Genomic DNA, 21,115 nt, shown 5'->3' with positions numbered 1-21,115 from the left:
AGCGGCAGCGCCGGTGCAGCGCCGCCGCGGGACATCATTTGCGCGCGAACGCCAGCAGGTCGGCGTTGAACTGGTCGGCGTGGGTGACGGTCAGGCCATGCGGCGCGCCGGCGTACACCTTCAGCTCGGCATCCTTGATGATCTGCGAGGACAGCTTCGCCGAGGCATCGAACGGCACGATCTGGTCGTCATCGCCGTGTACCACCAGCGCCGGCACGTCGATCTTCTTCAGGTCTTCGGTGTAGTCCACTTCCGAGAATTCGTGCACGCAGTCGTACTGGCCCTTGACGCCACCGAGCATGCCCTGCAGCCAGAACGCATCACGCATGCCCTCGGTGACGGTATTGCCATCGCGGTTGGCACCGAAGAACGGTGTGGTCAGGTCCTTGAAGAACTGCGAGCGGTCACCGCCCGTTCCCTTGCGGATGCCGTCGAACACCTCCAGCGGCGTGCCGGCCGGGTTGGCATCGGTCTTCAGCATCAGCGGTGGCACCGCGCCGACCAGGACCACCTTGGCCACGCGCTTGCTGCCGTGGCGGCCGATGTAGTGGGCCACTTCGCCGCCGCCGGTCGAATGGCCGACCAGGATCGCATCCTTCAGGTCCAGCGTCTCGATCACTGCAGCCAGGTCATCGGCGTAGGTGTCCATGTTGTTGCCGTCCCAGGTCTGGCTGGAGCGGCCGTGGCTGCGACGGTCATGGGCGACCACGCGGAAGCCGTTCTGGCCCATGAACAGCATCTGCGGATCCCAGGCATCGGACGACAGCGGCCAGCCGTGGGCGAAGACGATCGGCTGGCCGGTACCCCAATCCTTGAAGAAGATGCGGGCGCCGTCGGCGACGGTGATGAAGTTGCTCATTGTGGTTTCCTTGGCGGAAGGGAGGGACGGCCGCGGCGTGGATGCCGGAGCCTCCGGCAGTACAGCGCAGCGCAAGAGCGGCGACTTGCACGGCTGTGCTGGATTGCGCCGGATGTGACGCATACCGCTCTAGCACGAAGCCGTTCCGGCATTGACGATGGCGGCTGCCCTGTCGAGGAGCCTGCAATGTCGAATGCGTTCTGGAGCCTGTGGGTGTGCCTGCTGCTGACCACGGCGGCGCACGCCCGGACCAACGTCTACAAATGCGTGGACGGGCCGCATCCTGTCTACCAGCAGACGCCGTGCCAGGGGCGTGCGGAATGGCGCTGGGAGGTGCCGCCGGAGCCGCCTTCGACAGGTGCGACCGTGGCCAAGCCAGCGAGCCCGGCCTCAAGCCGTCCGCGTGTGGTGCAGCAGGGGCGTGCGCGGGCCGCTCTGATACCCATCAGCACCGATCCCGCCGCCTGTGAGCACGCGCGGCAGCAACGCGGGAAGGCGCTCGCCCAGGCCAAGCGCCTGGACTTCGTACAGCGGCGGCAGCTGGATGATGCGGTGCATGACGCGTGCCGTTGAATCCAGGTGCCAGAAACGACAACGGCGCCCAAGGGCGCCGTTGAGAGCAGATGCCAGGTGCCGGACCTCAGCGACCGTCGCTGGCTGTCGCCGGTGCCGGCGAGGGCACGCTGTCCGGTTTGGGCAGGCTCAGCTCCGGGTTGCCCTGTTCGGCCTGCAGGATCTGGATGCGGCGCTGCAGGGCGTCCAGCTGGCTGTTCGTGCTCTGCACGTCGCTGCTCAGGCTGACTGCCTGCTGCTGGGCCTGCTGCAGGGCCGCGCTGACCTGGGCCGACTGCGCCTGCTGCTGTTCCATTTCCTGCTGCAGGGTGCGCAGGCGTTCCTCGTTGTAGGCCACCAGGCGCTCGGTATAGCGCTTGCCGGCTTCCAGGCGGGTGGTGTCGATGTAGACCTGGGCAAGCTGCTCGGACTGTTGCGCGAAGGTACGGTAGACACGCTCGGCGTTGTCGACGGCGTCAGTCTTGATCACCCGCCAGAAATTCTTCTCCTGGAACAGGGCGACGTAGTAGGTCAGGGTGTTGGCGTTGAACAGCAGGCTGGCGCCGTAATTGCCGTTGTAGGTGGTGCGCAGCTCGGTCAGCTGGCGGGCATCCATCAGCTGCTTGAGCTCGTCAACGGTATTGCGCACCACCGGTGCGCTACGAGCGGCCGGCTCTGCGGCAGCTTCGCGGTCGCCACGGGCAGCCATCGCCGCTGGTGCCACCAGCATCATGCTCACGGCCAGCAGTGCCGCGCCGTACGCGCGCCGGGCGAAGACCGCGCCCCCTGAAGTTTCTCGCATGTCTAGACCATCCACGGATGAGTGTGGGTTGAGATGAAAGTGGTTCCCCGCCGGGAGTCTAGCATGTGCGCGGGCGCCGCCAAGGGCGCCCGTCACGGGTCAGTAGACCAGCTGTGCGGCGCTGCACTGGATCGACTGCACGTTGACGTCGGTGCGCCCCAGCTCCAGGCCCAGCACGCTGGCCAGCAGGTTGGTCAGCAAGGTGCCGACGCTGTTGAGGACCGGGCGCAAGGCGGACAGGATCGGCTTCAGCAGCGTGCACAGCAGGCCGCTGCAGCTGACCGTGCCATCGGGGTTGGTGACGCCGGTGCCGCCGGTGCCGTCAAGGAACCCGGCCGGCGCGGTCTGTATGTACGAGGCCAGGTTGTTGCGCACGCAGCCGTTGTAGTCGATCAGGTTGCCCAGCAGGCTGTCGCAGCGGTTGATCAGCAGGCCGCCCACCAGCGAGCCGAGCAGTCCATCGAGCACGCCCAGTCCTTGACCGGTGACCGTCACCTTGAACGCATCCCAGACCGGACCGTCCTTGTGGCAGGTGGACAGGTTCAGCAGGCCACAGGCGTAGGGCAGGCCTCCGGGTACGGTCCAGCTGTTGAGCGGGGCCAGTTGCCGGCTGGCGTCGCCATCGCGCAGCAGTGGAATCAACTTGTCCACCTCATACCGGGTGTTCGGCGGGAAGGTGGCCTGCAGGTAACGGTCGGCCAGGGCCTTGGCCGTGTCGTTGGCACTCATGCCCTGCTTGGGTGAACTGAGCATGCCCGACAGCACGCGCAGCAGCTCATTGACAAGGTCGGATACTGCGTTGCCGAGAGCAAGTGGATTGATGCGCGTCGAGCCGGTTTCGCCAGCGGCCAGGGTGAGGTTCTGCGAGCTGGTCAGGGCCGGCAGCGTGATCTTGTCGTTGATCAGGGGTTGTCCGAGCAGTTTCAGCAGCTGTTCGTTGTTCAGCGTCGCGTCGCAGACATTGTTCTTCGAGAAACGCTGCGATGGATCGACGTTGCCGACGCAGGCCCGCAGGACCGACGAATCCACCTGGATGGTGGCCCTGGGTGGATTGGCGCCACACTGGATTCCGGTCAGCGTTCCCATTCCGTTGGCGACATCGACATGCAGCGGCAGGTGCAGGCGCGTGCCCAGCAGGTTCAGAAGTGGCCCCAGTGCGAACAGGTTGTTGCTGTCCACGTCTGCCACCAGCCTTACCTGCGCGTTGTAGGCGCGGCTGCCGACACCGCCGATGGCGATCGATGGCGGCTCGACCACGCCGGCCTGGATCTTGATGCCCAGCAGGTCCAGCCCCTTGACCGCCACGCCGTTGCCATCGTTGGCGATGGAGATCGCAGTGTTGATCAGGTTGAGCACGTTGATCTGTGACTCCAGTGCACTGCCGACCGTGCCGTCGGGCGAGACGACTTCGGCGAACAGGCCGCCGCCGCCGGACTGGCTGCCCAGCACGATGTTGAGCTTGTTGATGTCCAGCTGGGTGGCAACCAGGTCGGACAGGGCGCGCAGCTGCACGCCCACCGTGGAGTCGCGGCCGACCACGGTGGCGGTGGCGTCGACCAGCTGCGCCAGCGAAACCTTGTTGACCGACAGCAGGCGGTTGAAGTCGGCCACGCTGAGGTTGGCGCTCACCGGGATGTCGAGGGCCTTCAACAGACCCGAAGGCGTGACGTTGGCCTGCGCCAGGCCGTCATAGGACAGCACCGTGGCGTTGGTCACATCCAGGCCGACCAGGCGCAGGGTCGACAACAGTACCGAGTCGCCATTGGTGCGCAGTAGCTGCGAACCGACCGCGAACACCGCAGTCGGTTCGGAACGGCGGGCCACGGCCTCCACGCTGACGGTGGGCAGGGTGGTGTTCTGCCCGAAGAACGGCAGCACGCTGCGCTGCGCGACGACCTGCACGGCATTGCGCGGGTTGCTGGCATCGATGGTGGTGACGAAGCGGTTGGCGGTGGTGCGGTTGGCGCTCCAGTTGCCGCAGCGGATCTGCAGGCTCCCTTCGAACGTGTTCTGGGTGAGTGCGCTGTGCCGCGCAGCGCTGTTGTCGCTGTTGTCCGAGGTGCACAGCTCCAGTCGTTGCGCTCCGGCCAGTGCGGCCAGATCAGCAACTTTCTGCGCATCGCGCTTGGCCCAGAACAGGTAGCCGATCTCGATCAGCCCCAGCATCGCCAGCAACGCCAGCATGACCAGCATCATGGTGATCGACATGCCGCCCCGTGCGCGGCTGAAACTGAACTGGCGTGGGCGTTTCATGGCCTACCTCAGCGTCCGGATGAGGATGATCCCTTGGACTTGGCGACATCGGTTTCAAAAAAGTCCGGGATCTCGTGTTCGAAGCTCTTCATGTAGCGTGCGTAGCTCAGCGTCGCCTGGTCGCCGAGGATCGGCAGGTGCTGCCCGGCCTGCTGTCCGGACGCCTGCAGGCGGAACAGGTTGCGCGCGGTATCACCGATCTGGCTGCGGCCGGGTCGCGCGGTTGCAGCGTTGCCGTCGGTGATGTCCACTGCAGCAGGCGCCGCCTGCGGCACTGGTGCGGGCCGGGCCGCCAGGTCCACGGCAGGCAATGACTCGGACTGCAGCGGCTGCGCAGCCGGCGCTGCCGGTGTGCTGCGGCCAAGCATCTGTCCGGTGAGCGGCTGTTGCTGCGCCTGCACTGCGGCGGCCGGCAGCAGGCAGATCAGAGCGGGCAGCAGGCGTCGGGCCAGGGGCGTCGCGGTCATGGTGTGTTTCCGTTCGGGTGGTCGGAGGCGCTGAAGCGTTCCAGCATCGAGGGCGGCAGGCGCTGTGGATCGCGTTCGTCGCGGCTGTCGCGGCGCGGTTCCGCCGCCAGTCGCGTGACGCCGCGCGGGTTGTTGGTGGCGTCGCTGTCGACAGCGCCCACAGGGGGCGGCACGACCGCCGCAGCAGCCGCTGCGGCCTGGCGCTGCTGCAGGCGGGCCCGGATCTGCGCCGCCTGCTGCTGGATGCTGAGCCGGGTGTCCTTGTTGAGGTTGGCCTGCTGGGCGAGGCGCTCGGCGGTGGCGGTGTCGCCGCGCAGCACCGCCCACAGGGCGAGGTTGGCGGTGGCCTTGGCATTGCCTGGGGACAGTTCCAGGGCCTTGGCCAAGGGTTCGCGCGCGCGCTCGAACTGCCCGGCGCGCAGCCTCGCATAGCCCAGATCGCCGAGATAGCTGGTATTCAACGGTTGCAGTTGGGTTGCCCGCGCCAGCGCCTGCTCGCTGCCGGCGTCGTCGTCTCGGCGCGCGGCGATCAGGCCGAGCCCATGCGCGGCTGCGGCGGCCTGGGGGCCGCTGGAAAGCGCGCGGTACAGTGCGATCGCGGCATCGGCCTGGCCGGTCTCTCGCAGCGCATCGGCCTGCAGCAGCCGCAATGCCGGCGGGTCGCCGTAACGCTGGCGGAAGGCGTCGACGTGGGCGAGCGAGGCATACCACGCGCCTTGCTGCTGCATGCGCTCGATCAACTCCAGGTACGCATTGCGGCTGTCCTGCGGTGCCGGTTCGGGCGCAGCCAGGCTGGGCGCGCGCAGGTACTTCGGCGTGGTCGACCCACAACCACTGGTGATGGCAGCGAGGGCAAGCAGCAGGCAGGAGGTGCGCAGGGCAGGCATCAGGGCGATCCCATCTTGGACAGGGTGGTGGCCAGCGCGACCAGCGCCGGCCCGGCGAGCACCAGCATCAACGCTGGCAGCAGGGTCAGCATCATCACCACGGTCATCTTCACCGAGAGCTTGCCGACCTTTTCCTTCAACGTGTTGCGACGCTGCTCGCGCAGGCGGAGGCTGAACTGCCGCAGGGGCTCCTGCACCGCACCGCCATGGGCATGCACCTGCAGGATCAGCTGCATCAGGCTGGTCAGGTCATCGTCGGCATAGACCTCGCTCAGCCGCCGCAGGGACTGCGCGCGCGTGCGGCCATGGGTATAGGCGACATTGGCCTCCTGAAGTTCGCTGCCGAGTACCGGCAATGCATCGCGAAGCTTGTCGCCGAGCGTCTGCAGGCTCTGGTCCATGCTGAAGCCTACGCCCTGCAGCAGACGCAGCAGGTCGATCAGCAGCGGCAGCTCGGTTTCGACTGCACGCCGGCGCCGCTTCACCCAGGAAGAGAGAACGAATTTGGGCAACAGCAGTCCAGCGGCCAAGGCACCGATGATCACCATGATCCTGGCCAGCCCGGTGACGCTGCTGAATGTCAGCACCAGTGCCAGCACCAGCACGGCCAGCAGCAGGCGCAGGCCGAGGTAGATGGCCGTACCGCGACGGGTGTTCCACCCGGCCAGATCCAACAGCAGCCGATCTTCATTGGCCAGCAATGCCGTTTCCAGGCGGCCGCCGCTGAGGGCACGGCCGAAGCGTTCGAGCCAGCCCAGCGAATCGTGCCGTGCAGGTTCGGTGTCACGGGACGTCTCGCGCGGCTGCAGGGCGGTCTTCAACGTGGCCGTTGTACGCTGCTCACGATCGCTGCGTATCCAGCCGCCGATACCCAGCAGGGCGATGCCGGCAGCCAGCACGAGCAGGGAGAGGGCGAACCAGGCGCTGGCGCTCATCGGTCGTCTCCGGCGGGGCGGGGGTTCATAGCGATTTGGCCAGGCGATACAGCAGGAAGCCGCCGACAAGCTCCATGCCCAGTGCAAGCAGCAGGATCTTGTGGCCAAGCGGATCGTGCAGCACCGGCTGGAAGAAGTCCGGGCTGGCGATCGCCATCAGCACCGCGCAGGCCGGTGGCAGCAGGCCCAGCACCCACGCAGACATGCGTGTCTCGGAGGTCGTCGCCGAAAGCTCCTGCTGCGCCTGTTCCAGGTCGCGCATGAAATCACCCATGCGCTGCAGGATCTGGTCGGAGCGCCCGCCGATGCGCACGCTGACACCGATCACCACCGACAACACCTTCAGCACCTCCATGCGATAGGGTTGCGCGGCCTGCGCGAGTGCACGGTCCAACTCCATGCCGCTGCGCGCAAAGCGCACCGTGGTGTCCAACAGCCCGCGCAACGGCGCGCTGGTCTGCATCGACGCAACCTGGAACGCGGCCTGCAGGCTGTTGCCCAGTGCAGTCAGCCGCACCAGGTTGTCGAGGAAGTCCGGCAGCTGATGCAGCAGTTGCGCACGCAGCTTCGTGGTCCGCCGCATCACCCACAGCCAGCAGCCAAGCAGGTACAGCAGCAGGGTCAGCGGAAACATCCACGCGGTGCCCAGCCGCGCCATCGCTACCACCGACAGTACCAGCCCCGGTACCAGCAGCATGATGGGGATTTTCCAGCCGGTCTGCAGCCCTGCGCGCTGCAGCAGGCCATCCAGCGGCAGCACGCGGCGCCCGGTGCTGGCGGGCCGCGCCGGATCGTTGGCAGCGGTGACGGATGGCCCGGCGGGTGCCCCGCCCGCGGCGCTTCCGCGCGAAAGCTGCTGCTCGGCGTGCCGCATTGAAACCTGGCGTTGTTCACGGCTGCTGGCCGTGCCCCACAGCCAGGCTGCCAGCGCCAGCAGCACCGCGATGATGCTCAACATGCCCAGCAGCGCGCCGGTTCCCATGCTCAGAAGTCTCCGTAGAGCGATTCGCGCAGCTGTTGGCGGAACGGCTCCAGCTTGTGCGAGTGTGGATGGAAGCCCAGCCCGACCCAGCGATCGATCTCTTTGCCGTTGCCGTCGATCTGCAGTTCGTGGCGGAACATTTCCTGGGTGGTGATCAGGTTGTCGCTGACACCGGTGATCTCGGTGATCGATACCAGCACGCGGCGGCCGCTGCCCAGGCGCGAGATCTGCACGATGAAGTCGATGGCACTGGCGATCTGCCGGCGCAGGCTGTCCTCGCTGCCCTGGAAGCCGGCAAATCCAGCAAGCATCTCGATCCGGTACAGGCAGTCGCGTGGTGAATTGGCGTGGATGGTGGCCATCGAACCGTCGTGGCCGGTGTTCATGGCCTGCAGCATTTCCAGCACCTCGGCGCCACGCACCTCGCCCACCACGATGCGATCAGGGCGCATGCGCAGGCTGTTGCGGACCAGATCGCGGATGCTCACCGCGCCATGGCCTTCGGCGCCACCGATGCGGCTTTCCAGGCGGACCACATGCGGGTGGTTGAGCGAGAGTTCTGCGGTGTCCTCGACGGTGATCACGCGCTCGTTCGCGGGGACGTAGCTGGCCAGGGCGTTCAGCAGCGAGGTCTTGCCGGAGCTGGTGCCGCCGGATACCAGGATGTTGCAGCGGCCCAGCACCATCGCCTTCAGCAGGGCGTGCATCGGTTCGTCGAAGGTGCCCTTGGCCAGCAGTTCATCGGGAGTGAATGGATCCTTGCGGAACTTGCGGATGGACACCATCGGTCCGTCCACGGCCAGCGGCGAGATGATCGCGTTGAGACGGCCGCCGTTGGGCAAACGCGCATCGACCATCGGGTTGGAGTCATCCAGGCGGCGCCCGAGCGGGGCCAGGATACGTCGCAGGATGCGCAGCAGGTGCGTATCGTCGGTGAATCGCTGGGTGGCCCGCTTGAGCTGGCCACCCTGGGAAACATGCACATCCTTGAAACCGTTGATCAGGATGTCTTCGATGGACGGGTCGTGCAGCAGGTCGTCCAGCGGGCCAAAGCCGGTCAGCTCCTTGACCAGGCCGTCGGCGACCACCTGCATCTCTTCTTCGTTGATCGGGATGCGCCACTCCTGGATGAAGCCCACCGTCTGCACCTGCACCCAGCGGGCGATGGTGTCGGGCGCCCAGGAATCGATGTCGATGCGCTCGTCCTCGATGCTGTTGAGCAGGTGCTCATGCGCTGCCGACAGCACCTTCTGGTACTGCTCGGTCTGCGCGAACGGCTGATGGCCCGGCGTGCTTTCGGGCAGCACCGGCCGGGCAACGGCATGCGGGAAAGGGGTTACCTTGTCTTCCATTGCGATCCACCCAGGGCAAGGGAGAGTCTTTCCCGCAGGCCCTGCGCCTGCACCCGGCAAGCGGCCGGGTCCAGGCGCGAAACCAGTGGGGCGAGGGCACGCAGATAGGGGTCACGCGGCGCATCCTGCAGCAGCAGGTGGCCCTGGCTCGCTGACAGGCGCACGCGGGGGCGCTCGGGAAGCGTGGCCAGCAGGGTCACCTCGAAGCGGCGCGCAATCTGCTCCGGGCTCATTCCGCTGCTGTCATCGTGGCGGTTGATCACCAGCTGCAGCCGCTTCTCGCGTTCGCGTTGCCCGGCAAGGTGCTTCAGTGCCTGATCGAGCGACACCAGCGTGGCGATCGAGGCATCTGTGACCAGCCAGATCTCGTCGGCCTGGTCCAGCAGCAGCGGTGGCAGCTGGCGCACCGGGCAGCCGCCGGCATCACACAGCACGCTGGCGAACACGGTGCGCAGGCGCTGCAGCAGCGCACCCGGATCGGACGGCGGCACCGCGTCGCTTCCGCTGGCGCGGTCCAGCAGCACCAGCCCGGAATCGTGCCGGGCCATGGCCGTGCGGGCGAGGGTGGCGTCGATGCGGCTGGCGTTGCGCAGCGCGTCTTCGTAATGGAAGCGGCTGTCCAGGTTGAGGTACAGCGCAAGGTCACCCGAAGGCTGGGCCAGTTCCATCAGCAGGCCGTCCTGCTGCACTGCCTCGCCCTGTGCCAGCGCACGGGTCTGCTGTGCCAGCACCGAAAGGTGCGCGGCCATCGTACTGGTGCCGACCCCGGCGCGCACGCCCAGCAGGACGATCAGGCGCGCCTTGTGCGCGTGCTGCGCGGCGGCAGCTGGTCGTGGTGACAGGGCACGACGCAGTGCGGCCTCGACACCGGCGTTGTCGCTGTCCAGGTCCAGTACGTCACGCAGGCCCGCCCGCAGTGCGATGACGACGCCCTCTACCTGTCCGGCACTGGTGGCACCGACGGCAACCAGTGCGAGGTCCGGTTCTGTCTGTTGCAGTTGCTGCGCCAGCACGCTGGAGGCGGCGGCATGCTCGGGGCGGAAGTCGAGCAGCACAAGGTTCTGCGGCCCGCGGTGCAGGTCCTGGGCGGAGGTCGGGGCGCTGCTGTCCTGCCAGTGCAGGGTGGTGGTCGGCGGCAGTTTGGCCGCCAGCCGGGGCAGCAGTTCGCGATCCATTCCGTAGAGGACCAGGTTCATCGGCGGTCCTTGCGGATGCAGCGGCTGGGCAGTGGCGTAGGGCATGGGCGTGGTATCGCAGGCATCATGGAATCAGCGTGAGAAGCCGGGTACCGGGTCCTGGCTGATTGGACCCAGCAGCCAAGCGCCCCATTCGGGCATGTGCGGCTTGGCTTCGCGGTCGCCGGGCAGTGGCAGTTCGGTGTTGCGGGCCAGCGGCTTCACCAGGCGTGGCGTGACGATGATCACCAGCTCCTTGTCCTGGCGCTTGTAGTCGAAGTTGCGGAAGAACGAGCCGATGACCGGCAGGTCACCCAGCAGCGGAATCTTGCCGACGCTGGAAACCACGTTGGAACTGACCAGGCCACCGATCACGAAGCTCTCGCCATCGCCCAGCTCGACCGTGGTGTCGGCGCGGCGGGTGGTGATCGATGGAATCTGCACGCCATTGAGCGCGATGGCGTTGCTGTAGTCCAGGTCGCTGGCTTCCGGCGCGACTTTCAAGGCGATGCGGTTCGGCGCCAGTACCGTCGGTGTCACGGTCAGGCCGATGCCGAAGGGCTTGTAGGTGATCGTGGTGGTGCCCAGCCCCTGCGGCTCCAGGATTGGCAGCTCGCCGCCGGCAAGGAAGCTGGCGCTCTGGCCGGACAATGCGACGAGGGTAGGTTCGGCCAGCACGCGCGCCATGCCATTGCTCTGCAGCAGGTCGACGTCGGCATTCCACAGGCCCTTGGTCGAGCCGAACACCAGGCGGAACGCCGAAGAAATGGGCGATTCGGCTTCGTTGCTGGAGTTGCCTTCCTGCATGCCGGGCAGGATGCCGGTGTTGCCCGGCAGCTGGCCGCCCGGGCGGGCGAATCCGTAGGCGAAGCTGCCATTGCGGTTCTGGAAGCTGATGCCGATCTGCTTCAGAGCGGTCTTGTTGAATTCGACCACCTTGACCTCGACCTGCACGACGCCGCCGCTGCTTACCGTCGATGCGTCGGCAAGCAGTCCGTCCTTGCCCAGGGCCATCGCGGCGGTCTTCTGTTCCTGCATGTGCGACAGCACACTGTCGGTGCTTCCCTGCAGCAGGCCCTGATTGTCCTGCTGGGTGAACACCAGTCCGTTCGCGCCCGCGTCGGCCGCGCCCTGCACCGCGCTTTGTACCCGCACCTGCAGGCGCTGTGGCTCGGCCTGCTTGCGGTGCCAGAGCAGGAGCGTGGTGGTGCCCGGTGCCTTGCCGACCAGCAGTGCCTGGCGCTGGCCGTGCAGCATCACGATATCGGCCACGCCCGGATCGGCAATGGCCACCCGCTCCAGGTCACCCGGCAGGGGCCAGGGGCGCTGCTCGCGCGTCTGCAGTACCAGGTCGTCGGCGGCCACGCTCGTCGCCGGTGCCAGCAGCACCAGCAGCAGGGCCAGCCAGCGCTGGCGGGGGGAAGGGCGTGGACTGCGGCGACGTTCGGTCATGGATGCGCTCGATGCAGGTCAAAGGGAACCACGGGGGGCGGAGCTGTCACCCCGGATGATTTCGATACCCGATGCGCGCGGGGCGCTGCGCCGGGGTGCGGGTGTGCGTGCCGTGGCATCCTGGGTGCTGCGGGCCGGCGTGTTGCTGCGGCCGGCCAATGCATCACCGTCGATGCCGGCGTAGGCGTGATTCTCCGGCCGTTGCAGCGCAAGCTGCTGTTCCGCATCCAGCCCCCGCAGCGGATCGATCACACCGCGTGCCTGCGGGAACAGCGCCAGGTCGGGCTGGCCGGGATCGGCAGGGTTGCGCAGGGCCAGGAACAGTTTGCCCTGCTGCGCACCCAGCAACAGCCGGTTGGCGTCGGCCACCGGTACCGCCAGTACCGCGCTGCGTGCCGGCTGGGTGGTCTCGCTGCCCGTGCTCTGGGTGCTGCTGCTTCCGGTGATGTCGGCGGCGCGTGGATCGTTGCGGGCATCGGCTTCAGTGCTGGCGACAGCGCCAGCGTTGGCCAGGGCGATGTCCTGCTGGCCATAGCTGAGCACGCGCAGGCGCGACAACAGCAGGCGCGTCTGTGCTGCATCGGCCGGCCCGCTGGCGTTGGGTTGGGCGTTGCGCAGGTTGAGGAACACGTCGACAAAATCGCCCGGCACGATGCGGTTGCCGGCACCCACCAACTCGTCAACCGGTACCGCGAGTGCGCGCTCTCCGGGGCGCAGCTGCAGCGAGAATCCCTGCGCAAGCGCATTGCTGCTGATTGCCGTGCCTTCGGCAATGTCCTGCACCGGCACCTTTCCCACCACGGCGGAAATGCTGGAGGCGGCACCGGCAATCGGGGCGCTGCGCTGCGCCAGGCGCAGTCCATTGGCAGAAATGGGTTCGCCGGCCGGCAGTCGCGCCACCGCCTCCACCACGGTGATTGCCTGGGCTTCGCTCTGCGCGGCCGGGGCAACCGTGGCCGGCGCGGCTTGCCTGCGCCCGATCATCAGGGCGATGACCGCCAGCAGCACGGCCAACCCGATCAGGGCGACGGCGGCGATGCGGGTCAACTTGAGCATGGAACCGTCTCCTGTAGCGATCGTCAGTTGCCGCTGCCGAGGTCGAGTTGCGCGACCGCCACGCTGCGGATGGGAGTCCGCATTACCCACTTGTAGAGCGTGGCGGTGCCGGGCAGGAAGGGATGGCTTGCGTAGTCGTAGCTGACGGTCACGGTCATGCACTGGGCGCTGGCCAGTCCGGCGCAGGGCGCCTGCGCGGAAACCAGGATGGCGTTGCTTCCCCCATTGCTGCAGTCGACGGACTGCCCGGAGAAGTTCAGCAGCCACTGCATCGAGCTGCGCGCCGCAATACACGCCGCGGTACGACGTTCATTGGCGCTGCCATAGCGCAGCGATGCGCGCGCACCCTCGGCCGAAGCGGTTGCCAGCGTCTGCTGGGCCGCCATGATCATCACGCCGGAGAACGTAAACAGCAGCAGTGGCAGCAGGCCCAGCATGAGCATCAAGGCAAACTCGATGCTGGCCGCACCACGTTGCCGGCGCGGGTTGGGGGTGTTCATGGCACACCTCCATACGTAGTGATGAGGATCCAGGCGATGGCCGACACGGCCAGGTAGGCTGCATAGGGAATGCCATGGCGTCCCTGGCGGGCGTTCTGCATGTCGCGCAGCGCCGGGTGTGAATGCCACTGCGAACTGGCCCGGTTCAGCTGGGCTTGCAGGCCGATGGGCAGTACTGGACCCACCCGGCGTGACGCCAGCACCAACGCGGCATGTGCGCCCGCTGCGAGGCTGGCCGCGATCCAGATCGGCAGCAGTGTCTGCCAGCCCAGCATCAATCCCAGCACGGAAAAGAACTTGACATCCCCGGCGCCCATCCAGCGCAACGCATGGAACGGCAGCAATGCGACCAGGCCGAGCGCCGCGCCGGCAACGTGGGAAGCCCACGGCAGGCGCGGCGCGTTGAACTGTCCGGCGATGAGCACGACAACGGTGATCGCGCATGCGGACAGCAGCCAGGCGTTGGGCACCCGCCGGGCGTACAGATCGCTGATCGCGATCCGCAGGCATACGCCGATGGCCAATAAACCCAGCAGTGTCATCGCACACTCCGTCGCCCGTCAGTGGACGCTCAGCAGTTGCTGTCCCTGATCCAATCCAGGAGGCGGCTCAGGCGGGCGTGCTGCCTGAAGCCTTGTTGGCAAGCTTGGTGAGATTCTCAAAGAGCGTGCTGAAGAATGTCTGGATCTGCGTACTGCCCAGTGCGATCAGCACTCCCGCAATCACAGCGGCCAGCAGCCCGTACTCGAGCGCGGTGACACCATCTTCTTCCTTCAGGAACTTGCGGATCGATGCGTTCATGACGATTGTCTCCCTCTACCTGTCTGCTACAGGACACCTGTTGGGCGGTGGCCCGGCTCCGCCGGGATCGTCCGTGGACCTCCGCACGTCCTGGCGGAGGAGGCAAGGCGGGATGGACCCGCTGTGCTCAAGCAGGGTGATCGCTTCCAGGCGGGACGCCGTTCGCACAACCGCGACCGCGCGGCGCGGGGCCGGTGGTCGACGTGTCGAGCGATACGTGCATGGTCATGCTGTCCCCCTGGGTGCGGTCATTATCAAAGACCGGATCACCGTGTTATCGACTTTGCCTGAATGGCGGCCGGCTGCAACCGGAACCTATATGCAAATTCGGCAGAATCCCTTCGGTCCTTAATTTTTCACGCGGGTTCTGTGACGGAAATCCGTTCGCTCGCACAACGATTCATCGACGTGCAGATAATGTGATTTTGGTTTCAGTCGAATGCGAGAACTGTGCCAATCACGTCAGCATGATTTTCACGTCTGTATCCATCCTATTCAACGCGGGGCAGATGTTTACCCCGCTGAATTATCGGGCATACTCGTATTCAAGTACTCGCGTTTCTTTTGGGGTACGTGCGTTGGCGGCGCGCATCCCGGTGATGGAAGAGATTCCATGAGAGGTGCGCGCCCTGTCAGGCAGTGGGGGCCGTATCGCACGACGGATAATCGGGGGGCGACACTGTCATGGTCGATGGTGCGGTAGGAGACAGCGACGACAGCGGCCTGCGGTCGATCGACCTGGCGACGCTGAGCGGCGTGCTTCGTGTATGTGATGTTGAACTGCTTCTGCTCGATGGCAATGGGCCGCGGGCAGCCTTCGCTTCACGCGTGCACGAGGAGGCGTTGTTCTGCAGCATCAGCTGTGGATTCCATTGCCGTGGCCGCTTCATGCTGCCGCCGGACTGGGCGATGCTCGGCTATCTGCACGCCACCGATGAGACGCTGAGCTGGTGCCATGGTGTACCGCTTGCGGCGGGTATGGCGTTGACCGTGATGCCGGAGGGCATCAGCGAGTTCACCCTGAGCCCGGGCACGCACATGACGCTGATGCTGGTGCCGGCGGCGCGCGTGCAGCGCAAGCTGACCGAACTGACCCTGCGCAGCACGCCACCGGCTGGGCAGGCACTTTCGTTGTTCAGCCTGGCCAACGAAGCAGCGCCGTTGGCGCGCCATTATCAGCAGCTGCACCTGCAGCTGGGGCAGGGTTCCGGCCTGCAGCCGGAAGAAGCCGAGCGGCTGCTGCATGAGCATGTGCAGGCACTGCTGGGCGCGGGTACCGCCGACCGCCCGGGCTGCAGCCGTGCGCGGCGCACACATTATCTGATTGCTCAGCGTGCCGAGAATTTCATGCGGCTCAACCTGCGCCGCAACATCTACATGAATGAAATCTGCGATGCCGCTGGCGTCAGCGAGCGCGGCCTGCGTTATGCATTCGAGGACCTGTTCGGCACTTCGCCGAACCGGTACCTCTCCATGCTGCGCCTGTGTGCCGCCTGCCGGAGCCTGTCGATGGCCGATTCCAGCCGCCGCTCGGTGAAGGCCATCGCGCTCAGCTGCGGGCTTTGGGACCTCTCGCGCTTCGCTGACAATTATCGCAAGGTATTCGGCGAACTGCCGCGCGATACCCTGATGCGCGCGCCCGCGCAGATCGGCCAGCCGGCCTGAGCCAAGGTCCCGCAAGGGTTTCCACGGCATTTGTGCCGGAATTGCGCATCCGTTTGCCGATCATGCTGCCGCTTCTGCATAGACGGCTGCCGATTCCGGCCGTGGATTTGCCGGAATGCGCGATTGCCGTGCCGGATTGAAGTGCGCCACCGCCGTTGCAAACGCTGAAATGTCAGTCACCTGCCTTACGGCAAGTCCACTGACATTCCAGTTGTTCGCCTACGGGGGAAATGCTCATGAACCGCATCTACCGGCGTGTATGGAACCGCCAGCTCAATGCTCTGGTTGTGGCCTCGGAACTGGCCACTGGCGACAGCGGCGGCAGCGCCGCCCGCGATCCGCGCAGTGCTCTGCTGATGCCGACTGCCCTGGCTCTTGCCCTGTTGTGTGCGCTGGCCAGCGGGCATGCAGGCGCAACCGAATCCAATCAGTCGCTGCGCGACCTGCAGGCGCTCGCAGCCAAGTACGCGCAGCCGATGCCGGTCAAGGTCGACGCGGAAGTGGCGCTGGCCGCAGCCTCGCGCCAGGCCCAGAGCAGTCCGGCAATCAGCGCTGATGCGCGTGTCGGCCTGCAGCTGAGTACGAACGTGCTGCCGATCGTGCGGGACGTGCTGCCGGCCACCGTGCAGGTGAAGCTGGCGGCGAACGCTGCGCCGAAGCAGGTCGCGGTTCCTGCGCTGGCCGCCGATGTCCGCGCCAATGCCGGGTTGGGGCACGCAGCGTCCAGTGTGGCGAAGATTGATGCCTCGCTGGCGGCCAACGTTGTGCCGTCCGCGCACGCGCCGCTCGGTGTGGCTGCGGATGCCCAGGCGAAGGCCGGCGTTGGCATCGCCGGTACCCAGGTGGCCTCGATCGATACCGGTGCCAAGGCGGCCGCCGCTGTTGCTGGCGCACCGGCTGGCTCGCTGTCCGGCCTCAAGGCGTCCGTTGACGGCAAGGTGGATTCGCAGCTGAAGCTGGCGGGCCATCAGATCGACGGGCAGGGGCAGGTCAAGGCGACGGCGGCGGTCACGCTGCCGGCCAAGGAGGAGTTGCCGGGCCAAACGCATGATCGCGCGATCACCGCAGCCTTCGATGCTGGTGTTGCCGGCAACGTGCGCGTGCAGGCGCCGGGTGGCCACGAAGTCGTGGCCGACCGCAATCTGAAGCTGGCCGGCCAAGCGACCGTGGCGGCGCAGAACAGCGCGCTGGGCGTCGATGGCCTGGTGGGCGGCGTTGTCGGCGCGGCAGGCGGCGCCGTAGGTGGCGTGCTTGATGGCACCGTAGGCAACACGGTTGGTGCGGTCGGCGGCGCCTTGCACGGCACGGTTGGAACGGTAGGCGAAGCACTGGGCAGCACGCTCGATGGCACCGTTGGAACTGTTGGTAGCGCGGTGGGTGGTGCAGTGAACGGCGCTGTTGGTACGGTTGGTGCAGTCGGCGGAACCGTGGGTGGTGCACTCAACGGCACGGCCGGTTCGGTCGGCAGCACCGTCGGCGGCGCGCTCAACGGGGCTGTTGGTACGGTTGGCGCAGTTGGCGGCACCGTGGGTGGTGCACTCAACGGCACGGTCGGTTCGGTCGGCAGCACCGTCGGTGGCGCGCTCAACGATGCAGTTGGCACCCTCGGTGCCGTTGGCGGTGCCGTCGGCGGCACGCTCAACAATACAGCGGGTGCAGTGGGCAGCACCGTCGGCGGTGTCCTCAATGGCGCTACAGGTGGCAGCCTCGGCGGCCTGGGTGGCCTGCTGGGCGATACGCTGGGCAATGTCGGCAGTGCCGTAGGCAACCTGCTCAACGGCAACCTCAACGGCACCATCGGCAATCTCGGCAGTGCCGTAGGCGGCCTGGTCGGTGGCACGCTCGGCGGCCTCGGCCTGACCCAACCCTCGGCCATACCGCCCACCAGCCCAAAGGCGCCGGCGCCGGCCGACCCGAACGCGGGCCTGATCATCGGCACCGGCGGCCTGGTCGGTAATGTCGGGCAGCTGATCGGGCCGACCACCAGCAGCCTGTTCGGCGGCGACGGCTACCTGAGCAACGGCAATCTCAAGCTCAGCAACGCCAACGTGATGCAGACCTACTCGACGGTCAATGTGCTGGGCCTGCCGGTGGTCAACCTGTCGCCGGTCGGTAGCACCCTCAATGGCCTCGGCGGCGCCGCCACCGGCGGCAGCTCGCACCTGACGCTCATTGGCGGCGTTACCTCGGACAGTTACATCTACAACATCAACAACGGCAATCCGGGTGGCCTGCTCGGGCTGCTACTGCCAACGGATTCGCCGGAATGGGCGGCGAAGTGCCTGGACATCGCGCTGGCCGACATCTCCTGCTGGGCCGTCAACGCGGCACAGGACTACCAGGTGCTGATGGGTGATGGCGCCTTCGCCAACGGTTCGAAGGAAGTGGTGATCGGCGCCAATGCACGGCACGAACTGCCCAGGGTCGATGCCAACGTTGCCTTCCCGGGCGATGGCGTGAACGATCCCACCAACCCGACCGGCGTCCCGACCGCAGACTACGCTGCGCGCATGGGCCATTCGGTGATCGTCGGTGACAGTGCCGTCGGTACCGCCAACGGCCAGACCCTGCTGGGTGCTGAAGCCACCTCCAACCAGGCGAACTCGGTCGCACTGGGCTACCGTTCGGCTGCACTGCGCGGCGCGCAGGCCAGCTACAGCGCTTATGGCCTCACTGCACCGCAGGTCTCGGCCGGCGAAGTATCGGTGGGCACCGCCGGTGGCGGCGAGCGCCAGATCACCAACGTGGCTGCCGGCAGCGTCAACACCGATGCGGTCAATGTGGCCCAGTTGAAGGGCGCCATCAGCCTGATCGATGATGTGGCGGCAGCTGCGGTGACCTACGACCTGGACGGTGCCGGCAACCCGAACTACCGTCGGGTGACGCTTGGCGCGGGCACTGGCACCACCACCATCGGCAACCTGGCCGGCGGCGCGGTCACCGCGGGCAGCCTGGAAGCAGTCAACGGTGGCCAACTGGCTGCGACCAACGTCGCCATCGCCAGCTTCTTCGGTGGCCGCGCCGCGTTCGATCCGGCCAGCGGTGCCTTCACTGCGCCGCTGTTCGAGATCAGCACGATCTCCACCACCGGCGCCATCGCCCAGGGCCTGTACACCAACGCCACCGATGCCTTCGCGGCGGTGGATGGTTCGCTGGTCAACCTCAACACGCAGATCACCGATATCCGCAACGGCGGTACCAAGTACCTGCGGGTGAACTCGACCGGTACCGAGGCCGTGGCCACCGGCGCCGACTCGATCGCGGTTGGTACCAATGCCCGCGCCACCGCCTCCAACAGCATCGCGGTGGGCGCCGGCAGCCTGGCTGACCGTGCCAACAGCGTATCCATCGGTGCCGCCGGTGCCGAGCGCCAGGTCACCAACATGGCGGCCGGTACCGCAGCGACCGATGCGGTCAACCTGGGCCAGCTGCAGGCCTCGGAGCAGGGCGCCCTGCGCTATGACCTCAACGGCGACGGCAGCGTCAACTACGCCAGTGCCACGCTGGGCCAGAGCGGCACCGCCACCACGCTGCGCAACCTGGGCCCGGGCCAGGTCAGTGCCACCAGCAGCGAGGCCATCAACGGTGCCCAGCTGTTTGCGGCCAACCAGGCCGTTGCCACCCACCTCGGAGGTGGCGCGGCGGTCAACGCCAGCGGCGTACTGACCGCGCCGACCTATTCGATCAACAACGTTGCCGCCAACGGCACGATCACCAAGGGCAACTACAACGACGTCGGTACCGCCTTCGACGCGGTCAGCAATTCACTGGCCAATGTGGCCGACCAGACCGGCGAGATCGACAAGCTGGCAGTGAAGTACGACGTCGACGGCAGCGGCAACGTGCTCAACAGCGTGACGCTGACGGGCACCGGCAGCGGCGCGGTGAAGATCACCAATGTGGCCGCCGGCAGCATCCTGGCCGGCAGCAGCGATGCCATCACCGGCGACCAGCTGTTCAGCACCCACAGCACCATCGCCAACTACTTCGGCGGCACCACTGCCTACAACGGCACCACCAACGCGTGGACCGCGCCGACGTTCAGCATCTCCAGCATCGCCACCGATGGCACCTTCACCAGCGGCGATTACAACAACGTCACCGCCGCCTTCACTGCCGTCGATGGCTCGCTGAAGGTCCTCAACCAGCGCATCACCAACGGTGGCGGTGGCAGTGCCTACCTGGCGGTGAACTCGACGGCGGCCGCAGCCACCGCGGCCGGTGCGGAAGCGGTGGCGGTCGGCCCGCAGGCCAGTGCAGCCGGTGCCAACAGCGTGGCGGTCGGCAACGGTGCCAGCAGCAGCGCCGGCAACAGCGTGGCACTGGGTGCCGGTTCGGTGGCCAGCGTCGGTGCGCAGAGCGGCTATACCGGTGCCTACGGCCAGACCGGCGCCAGCAACTCGGCCGGTGAGGTCTCGGTCGGCAGTACTGGCAGCGAGCGCAAGATCACCCATGTCGCCGACGGTTCCGACACGTACGACGCGACCAATGTCGGCCAGCTGAAGAACGGCGTGAACTACGCCATCGACGAATCGAAGAAGTACACCGACCAGAAGATCCAGAACATCACCAACGTGGCCGGCAGCTTCCGCGCCAACAACACCAACAACCTGGCCGACCCGTCCGCCAGCGGTGCCAACTCGGCCGCCGGCGGTGCAGGCTCCACCGCCGCCGGTACCAACTCGACCGCGCTGGGCAATGGTTCACAGGCGCAGGCCGACAACTCGGTGGCATTGGGTGCGGGTTCGGTGGCGAACCGGGCCAACACGGTCTCGGTGGGTGCGAGCGGCGCCGAACGCCAGGTGGTCAACGTGGCTGACGGCTCGCAGGCCACCGACGCGGTCAACGTGCGCCAGCTGCAGGCCTCGCAGCAGGGCACCATCCGCTACGACACCACGGTGAACGGTGCGACCAACTACAACAGCGTCACCTTGGGCAGCACCAGCAGCGGCCCGACCACGGTGCGCAACGTTGCCGCTGGCACCGCCGGTACCGACGCGGTCAACGTGGATCAGCTGAAGTCGGGGATGGCGCAGACCCTGGACTGGTCCAAGGCCTACACCGACGAGCGCATGGGTGGCTTCGAGCGCGACCTGCGCAAGACCGACAACCGTGCTTCGGCCGGTATCGCCTCGGCGATGGCCACTGCAGCGCTGCCGCAGCCCAGCGAGGCGGGCCGCAGCATGGCCTCGATCGCGGCTGGGAGCTACAACGGCGAATCGGGCGTGGCGCTGGGCATCTCCGGTGTCTCCGAAGGCGGCCGCTGGATCTACAAGTTCAGCGGTTCGACCAACAGCCGTGGCGAGGCCGGCGTGGCCGTCGGTGCCGGCATCCAGTGGTGATATCTCCGCCGCCGGGCCGCACGCGCGGCCCGGTA

The 21,115-nt window shown here is 66.9% G+C and carries 17 protein-coding genes; 3 read left to right on the top strand and 14 right to left on the bottom strand.

Annotated features, from left to right (window positions below):
- Nucleotides 1-34: 34 nt before the first annotated feature.
- The gene (locus AC5P8C_RS02070) at nucleotides 35-859 is read right to left on the bottom strand and encodes an alpha/beta fold hydrolase (RefSeq protein WP_495218288.1); all 825 of its coding nucleotides are present in this window, start codon (nucleotides 857-859) and stop codon (nucleotides 35-37) included.
- Between the two features lie 186 nt (nucleotides 860-1,045).
- On the opposite strand from AC5P8C_RS02070, the gene AC5P8C_RS02065 reads away from it, so the two are divergent.
- A complete protein-coding gene (locus tag AC5P8C_RS02065) occupies nucleotides 1,046-1,432 on the top strand; it encodes a hypothetical protein (protein WP_155029728.1) in 387 nt (128 codons plus the stop codon).
- A gap of 67 nt (nucleotides 1,433-1,499) precedes the next feature.
- Here AC5P8C_RS02065 and AC5P8C_RS02060 read toward each other — a convergent pair whose 3' ends face one another.
- The 13 genes from AC5P8C_RS02060 to AC5P8C_RS02000 form a co-directional block, all read right to left on the bottom strand.
- Nucleotides 1,500-2,213, bottom strand: coding sequence for a DUF2968 domain-containing protein (locus AC5P8C_RS02060; protein ID WP_019659968.1), 714 nt, complete (start codon nucleotides 2,211-2,213; stop codon nucleotides 1,500-1,502).
- 99 nt (nucleotides 2,214-2,312) lie between these two features.
- Nucleotides 2,313-4,466 carry a TadG family pilus assembly protein gene (locus AC5P8C_RS02055; RefSeq protein ID WP_019659967.1) on the bottom strand — a complete coding sequence of 718 codons (2,154 nt, stop codon included), beginning with the start codon at nucleotides 4,464-4,466 and terminating at the stop codon, nucleotides 2,313-2,315.
- Nucleotides 4,467-4,474: 8 nt separating this feature from the next.
- Nucleotides 4,475-4,933, bottom strand: coding sequence for a DUF3613 domain-containing protein (locus tag AC5P8C_RS02050; RefSeq protein WP_019659966.1), 459 nt, complete (start codon nucleotides 4,931-4,933; stop codon nucleotides 4,475-4,477).
- On the bottom strand, nucleotides 4,930-5,820 hold the full coding sequence (locus tag AC5P8C_RS02045) for a tetratricopeptide repeat protein (protein WP_329766524.1): 891 nt from the start codon (nucleotides 5,818-5,820) through the stop codon (nucleotides 4,930-4,932). Before AC5P8C_RS02045 ends, AC5P8C_RS02050 begins: the two co-directional genes overlap by 4 nt.
- The gene (locus tag AC5P8C_RS02040; protein ID WP_329764955.1) at nucleotides 5,820-6,755 is read right to left on the bottom strand and encodes a type II secretion system F family protein; all 936 of its coding nucleotides are present in this window, start codon (nucleotides 6,753-6,755) and stop codon (nucleotides 5,820-5,822) included. Before AC5P8C_RS02040 ends, AC5P8C_RS02045 begins: the two co-directional genes overlap by 1 nt.
- A gap of 25 nt (nucleotides 6,756-6,780) precedes the next feature.
- Nucleotides 6,781-7,737 carry a type II secretion system F family protein gene (locus AC5P8C_RS02035; protein ID WP_329766525.1) on the bottom strand — a complete coding sequence of 319 codons (957 nt, stop codon included), beginning with the start codon at nucleotides 7,735-7,737 and terminating at the stop codon, nucleotides 6,781-6,783.
- Between the two features lie 2 nt (nucleotides 7,738-7,739).
- Nucleotides 7,740-9,089: a TadA family conjugal transfer-associated ATPase gene (locus AC5P8C_RS02030; protein WP_019659962.1), complete on the bottom strand. Its 1,350-nt coding sequence runs from the start codon at nucleotides 9,087-9,089 to the stop codon at nucleotides 7,740-7,742.
- Nucleotides 9,074-10,330, bottom strand: a complete 1,257-nt coding sequence (locus AC5P8C_RS02025; protein WP_495218287.1) for a CpaE/TadZ family protein — start codon at nucleotides 10,328-10,330, stop codon at nucleotides 9,074-9,076. Before AC5P8C_RS02025 ends, AC5P8C_RS02030 begins: the two co-directional genes overlap by 16 nt.
- Nucleotides 10,331-10,357: 27 nt before the next feature.
- On the bottom strand, nucleotides 10,358-11,716 hold the full coding sequence (locus AC5P8C_RS02020; RefSeq protein WP_495218286.1) for a type II and III secretion system protein family protein: 1,359 nt from the start codon (nucleotides 11,714-11,716) through the stop codon (nucleotides 10,358-10,360).
- 18 nt (nucleotides 11,717-11,734) lie between these two features.
- Nucleotides 11,735-12,772 carry a Flp pilus assembly protein CpaB gene (gene cpaB, locus AC5P8C_RS02015; protein ID WP_495218285.1) on the bottom strand — a complete coding sequence of 346 codons (1,038 nt, stop codon included), beginning with the start codon at nucleotides 12,770-12,772 and terminating at the stop codon, nucleotides 11,735-11,737.
- Nucleotides 12,773-12,795: 23 nt separating this feature from the next.
- Nucleotides 12,796-13,272, bottom strand: a complete 477-nt coding sequence (locus tag AC5P8C_RS02010; protein ID WP_495218284.1) for a TadE/TadG family type IV pilus assembly protein — start codon at nucleotides 13,270-13,272, stop codon at nucleotides 12,796-12,798.
- Nucleotides 13,269-13,814: an A24 family peptidase gene (locus tag AC5P8C_RS02005; protein WP_058982314.1), complete on the bottom strand. Its 546-nt coding sequence runs from the start codon at nucleotides 13,812-13,814 to the stop codon at nucleotides 13,269-13,271. The genes AC5P8C_RS02010 and AC5P8C_RS02005 overlap by 4 nt, the downstream gene beginning before the upstream one ends.
- Nucleotides 13,815-13,881: 67 nt before the next feature.
- Nucleotides 13,882-14,073, bottom strand: a complete 192-nt coding sequence (locus AC5P8C_RS02000) for a Flp family type IVb pilin (RefSeq protein WP_021204284.1) — start codon at nucleotides 14,071-14,073, stop codon at nucleotides 13,882-13,884.
- 684 nt (nucleotides 14,074-14,757) lie between these two features.
- Between AC5P8C_RS02000 and AC5P8C_RS01995 the strand changes: the two genes are divergently transcribed.
- Both AC5P8C_RS01995 and AC5P8C_RS01990 read left to right on the top strand, forming a co-directional pair.
- Complete coding sequence (locus AC5P8C_RS01995; protein ID WP_495218283.1) at nucleotides 14,758-15,738, top strand: AraC family transcriptional regulator; 981 nt, start codon at nucleotides 14,758-14,760, stop codon at nucleotides 15,736-15,738.
- A gap of 236 nt (nucleotides 15,739-15,974) precedes the next feature.
- Nucleotides 15,975-21,080: a YadA-like family protein gene (locus AC5P8C_RS01990; RefSeq protein ID WP_495218282.1), complete on the top strand. Its 5,106-nt coding sequence runs from the start codon at nucleotides 15,975-15,977 to the stop codon at nucleotides 21,078-21,080.
- The last annotated feature ends 35 nt before the right edge of the window (nucleotides 21,081-21,115 follow it).

This window comes from Stenotrophomonas sp. YJH_SMC_46, from assembly GCF_059370315.1.
This window is presented reverse-complemented; position numbering and strand designations above follow the sequence as displayed.

Coding starts and splice junctions, on each gene's coding strand:
- AC5P8C_RS02070 (WP_495218288.1), bottom strand. CDS start 859: ATGAGCAACTTCATCACCGTCGCCGACGGCGCCCGCATCTTCTTCAAG.
- AC5P8C_RS02065 (WP_155029728.1), top strand. CDS start 1,046: ATGTCGAATGCGTTCTGGAGCCTGTGGGTGTGCCTGCTGCTGACCACG.
- AC5P8C_RS02060 (WP_019659968.1), bottom strand. CDS start 2,213: ATGCGAGAAACTTCAGGGGGCGCGGTCTTCGCCCGGCGCGCGTACGGC.
- AC5P8C_RS02055 (WP_019659967.1), bottom strand. CDS start 4,466: ATGAAACGCCCACGCCAGTTCAGTTTCAGCCGCGCACGGGGCGGCATG.
- AC5P8C_RS02050 (WP_019659966.1), bottom strand. CDS start 4,933: ATGACCGCGACGCCCCTGGCCCGACGCCTGCTGCCCGCTCTGATCTGC.
- AC5P8C_RS02045 (WP_329766524.1), bottom strand. CDS start 5,820: ATGCCTGCCCTGCGCACCTCCTGCCTGCTGCTTGCCCTCGCTGCCATC.
- AC5P8C_RS02040 (WP_329764955.1), bottom strand. CDS start 6,755: ATGAGCGCCAGCGCCTGGTTCGCCCTCTCCCTGCTCGTGCTGGCTGCC.
- AC5P8C_RS02035 (WP_329766525.1), bottom strand. CDS start 7,737: ATGGGAACCGGCGCGCTGCTGGGCATGTTGAGCATCATCGCGGTGCTG.
- AC5P8C_RS02030 (WP_019659962.1), bottom strand. CDS start 9,089: ATGGAAGACAAGGTAACCCCTTTCCCGCATGCCGTTGCCCGGCCGGTG.
- AC5P8C_RS02025 (WP_495218287.1), bottom strand. CDS start 10,330: ATGCCCTACGCCACTGCCCAGCCGCTGCATCCGCAAGGACCGCCGATG.
- AC5P8C_RS02020 (WP_495218286.1), bottom strand. CDS start 11,716: ATGACCGAACGTCGCCGCAGTCCACGCCCTTCCCCCCGCCAGCGCTGG.
- cpaB (WP_495218285.1), bottom strand. CDS start 12,772: ATGCTCAAGTTGACCCGCATCGCCGCCGTCGCCCTGATCGGGTTGGCC.
- AC5P8C_RS02010 (WP_495218284.1), bottom strand. CDS start 13,272: ATGAACACCCCCAACCCGCGCCGGCAACGTGGTGCGGCCAGCATCGAG.
- AC5P8C_RS02005 (WP_058982314.1), bottom strand. CDS start 13,814: ATGACACTGCTGGGTTTATTGGCCATCGGCGTATGCCTGCGGATCGCG.
- AC5P8C_RS02000 (WP_021204284.1), bottom strand. CDS start 14,073: ATGAACGCATCGATCCGCAAGTTCCTGAAGGAAGAAGATGGTGTCACC.
- AC5P8C_RS01995 (WP_495218283.1), top strand. CDS start 14,758: ATGGTCGATGGTGCGGTAGGAGACAGCGACGACAGCGGCCTGCGGTCG.
- AC5P8C_RS01990 (WP_495218282.1), top strand. CDS start 15,975: ATGAACCGCATCTACCGGCGTGTATGGAACCGCCAGCTCAATGCTCTG.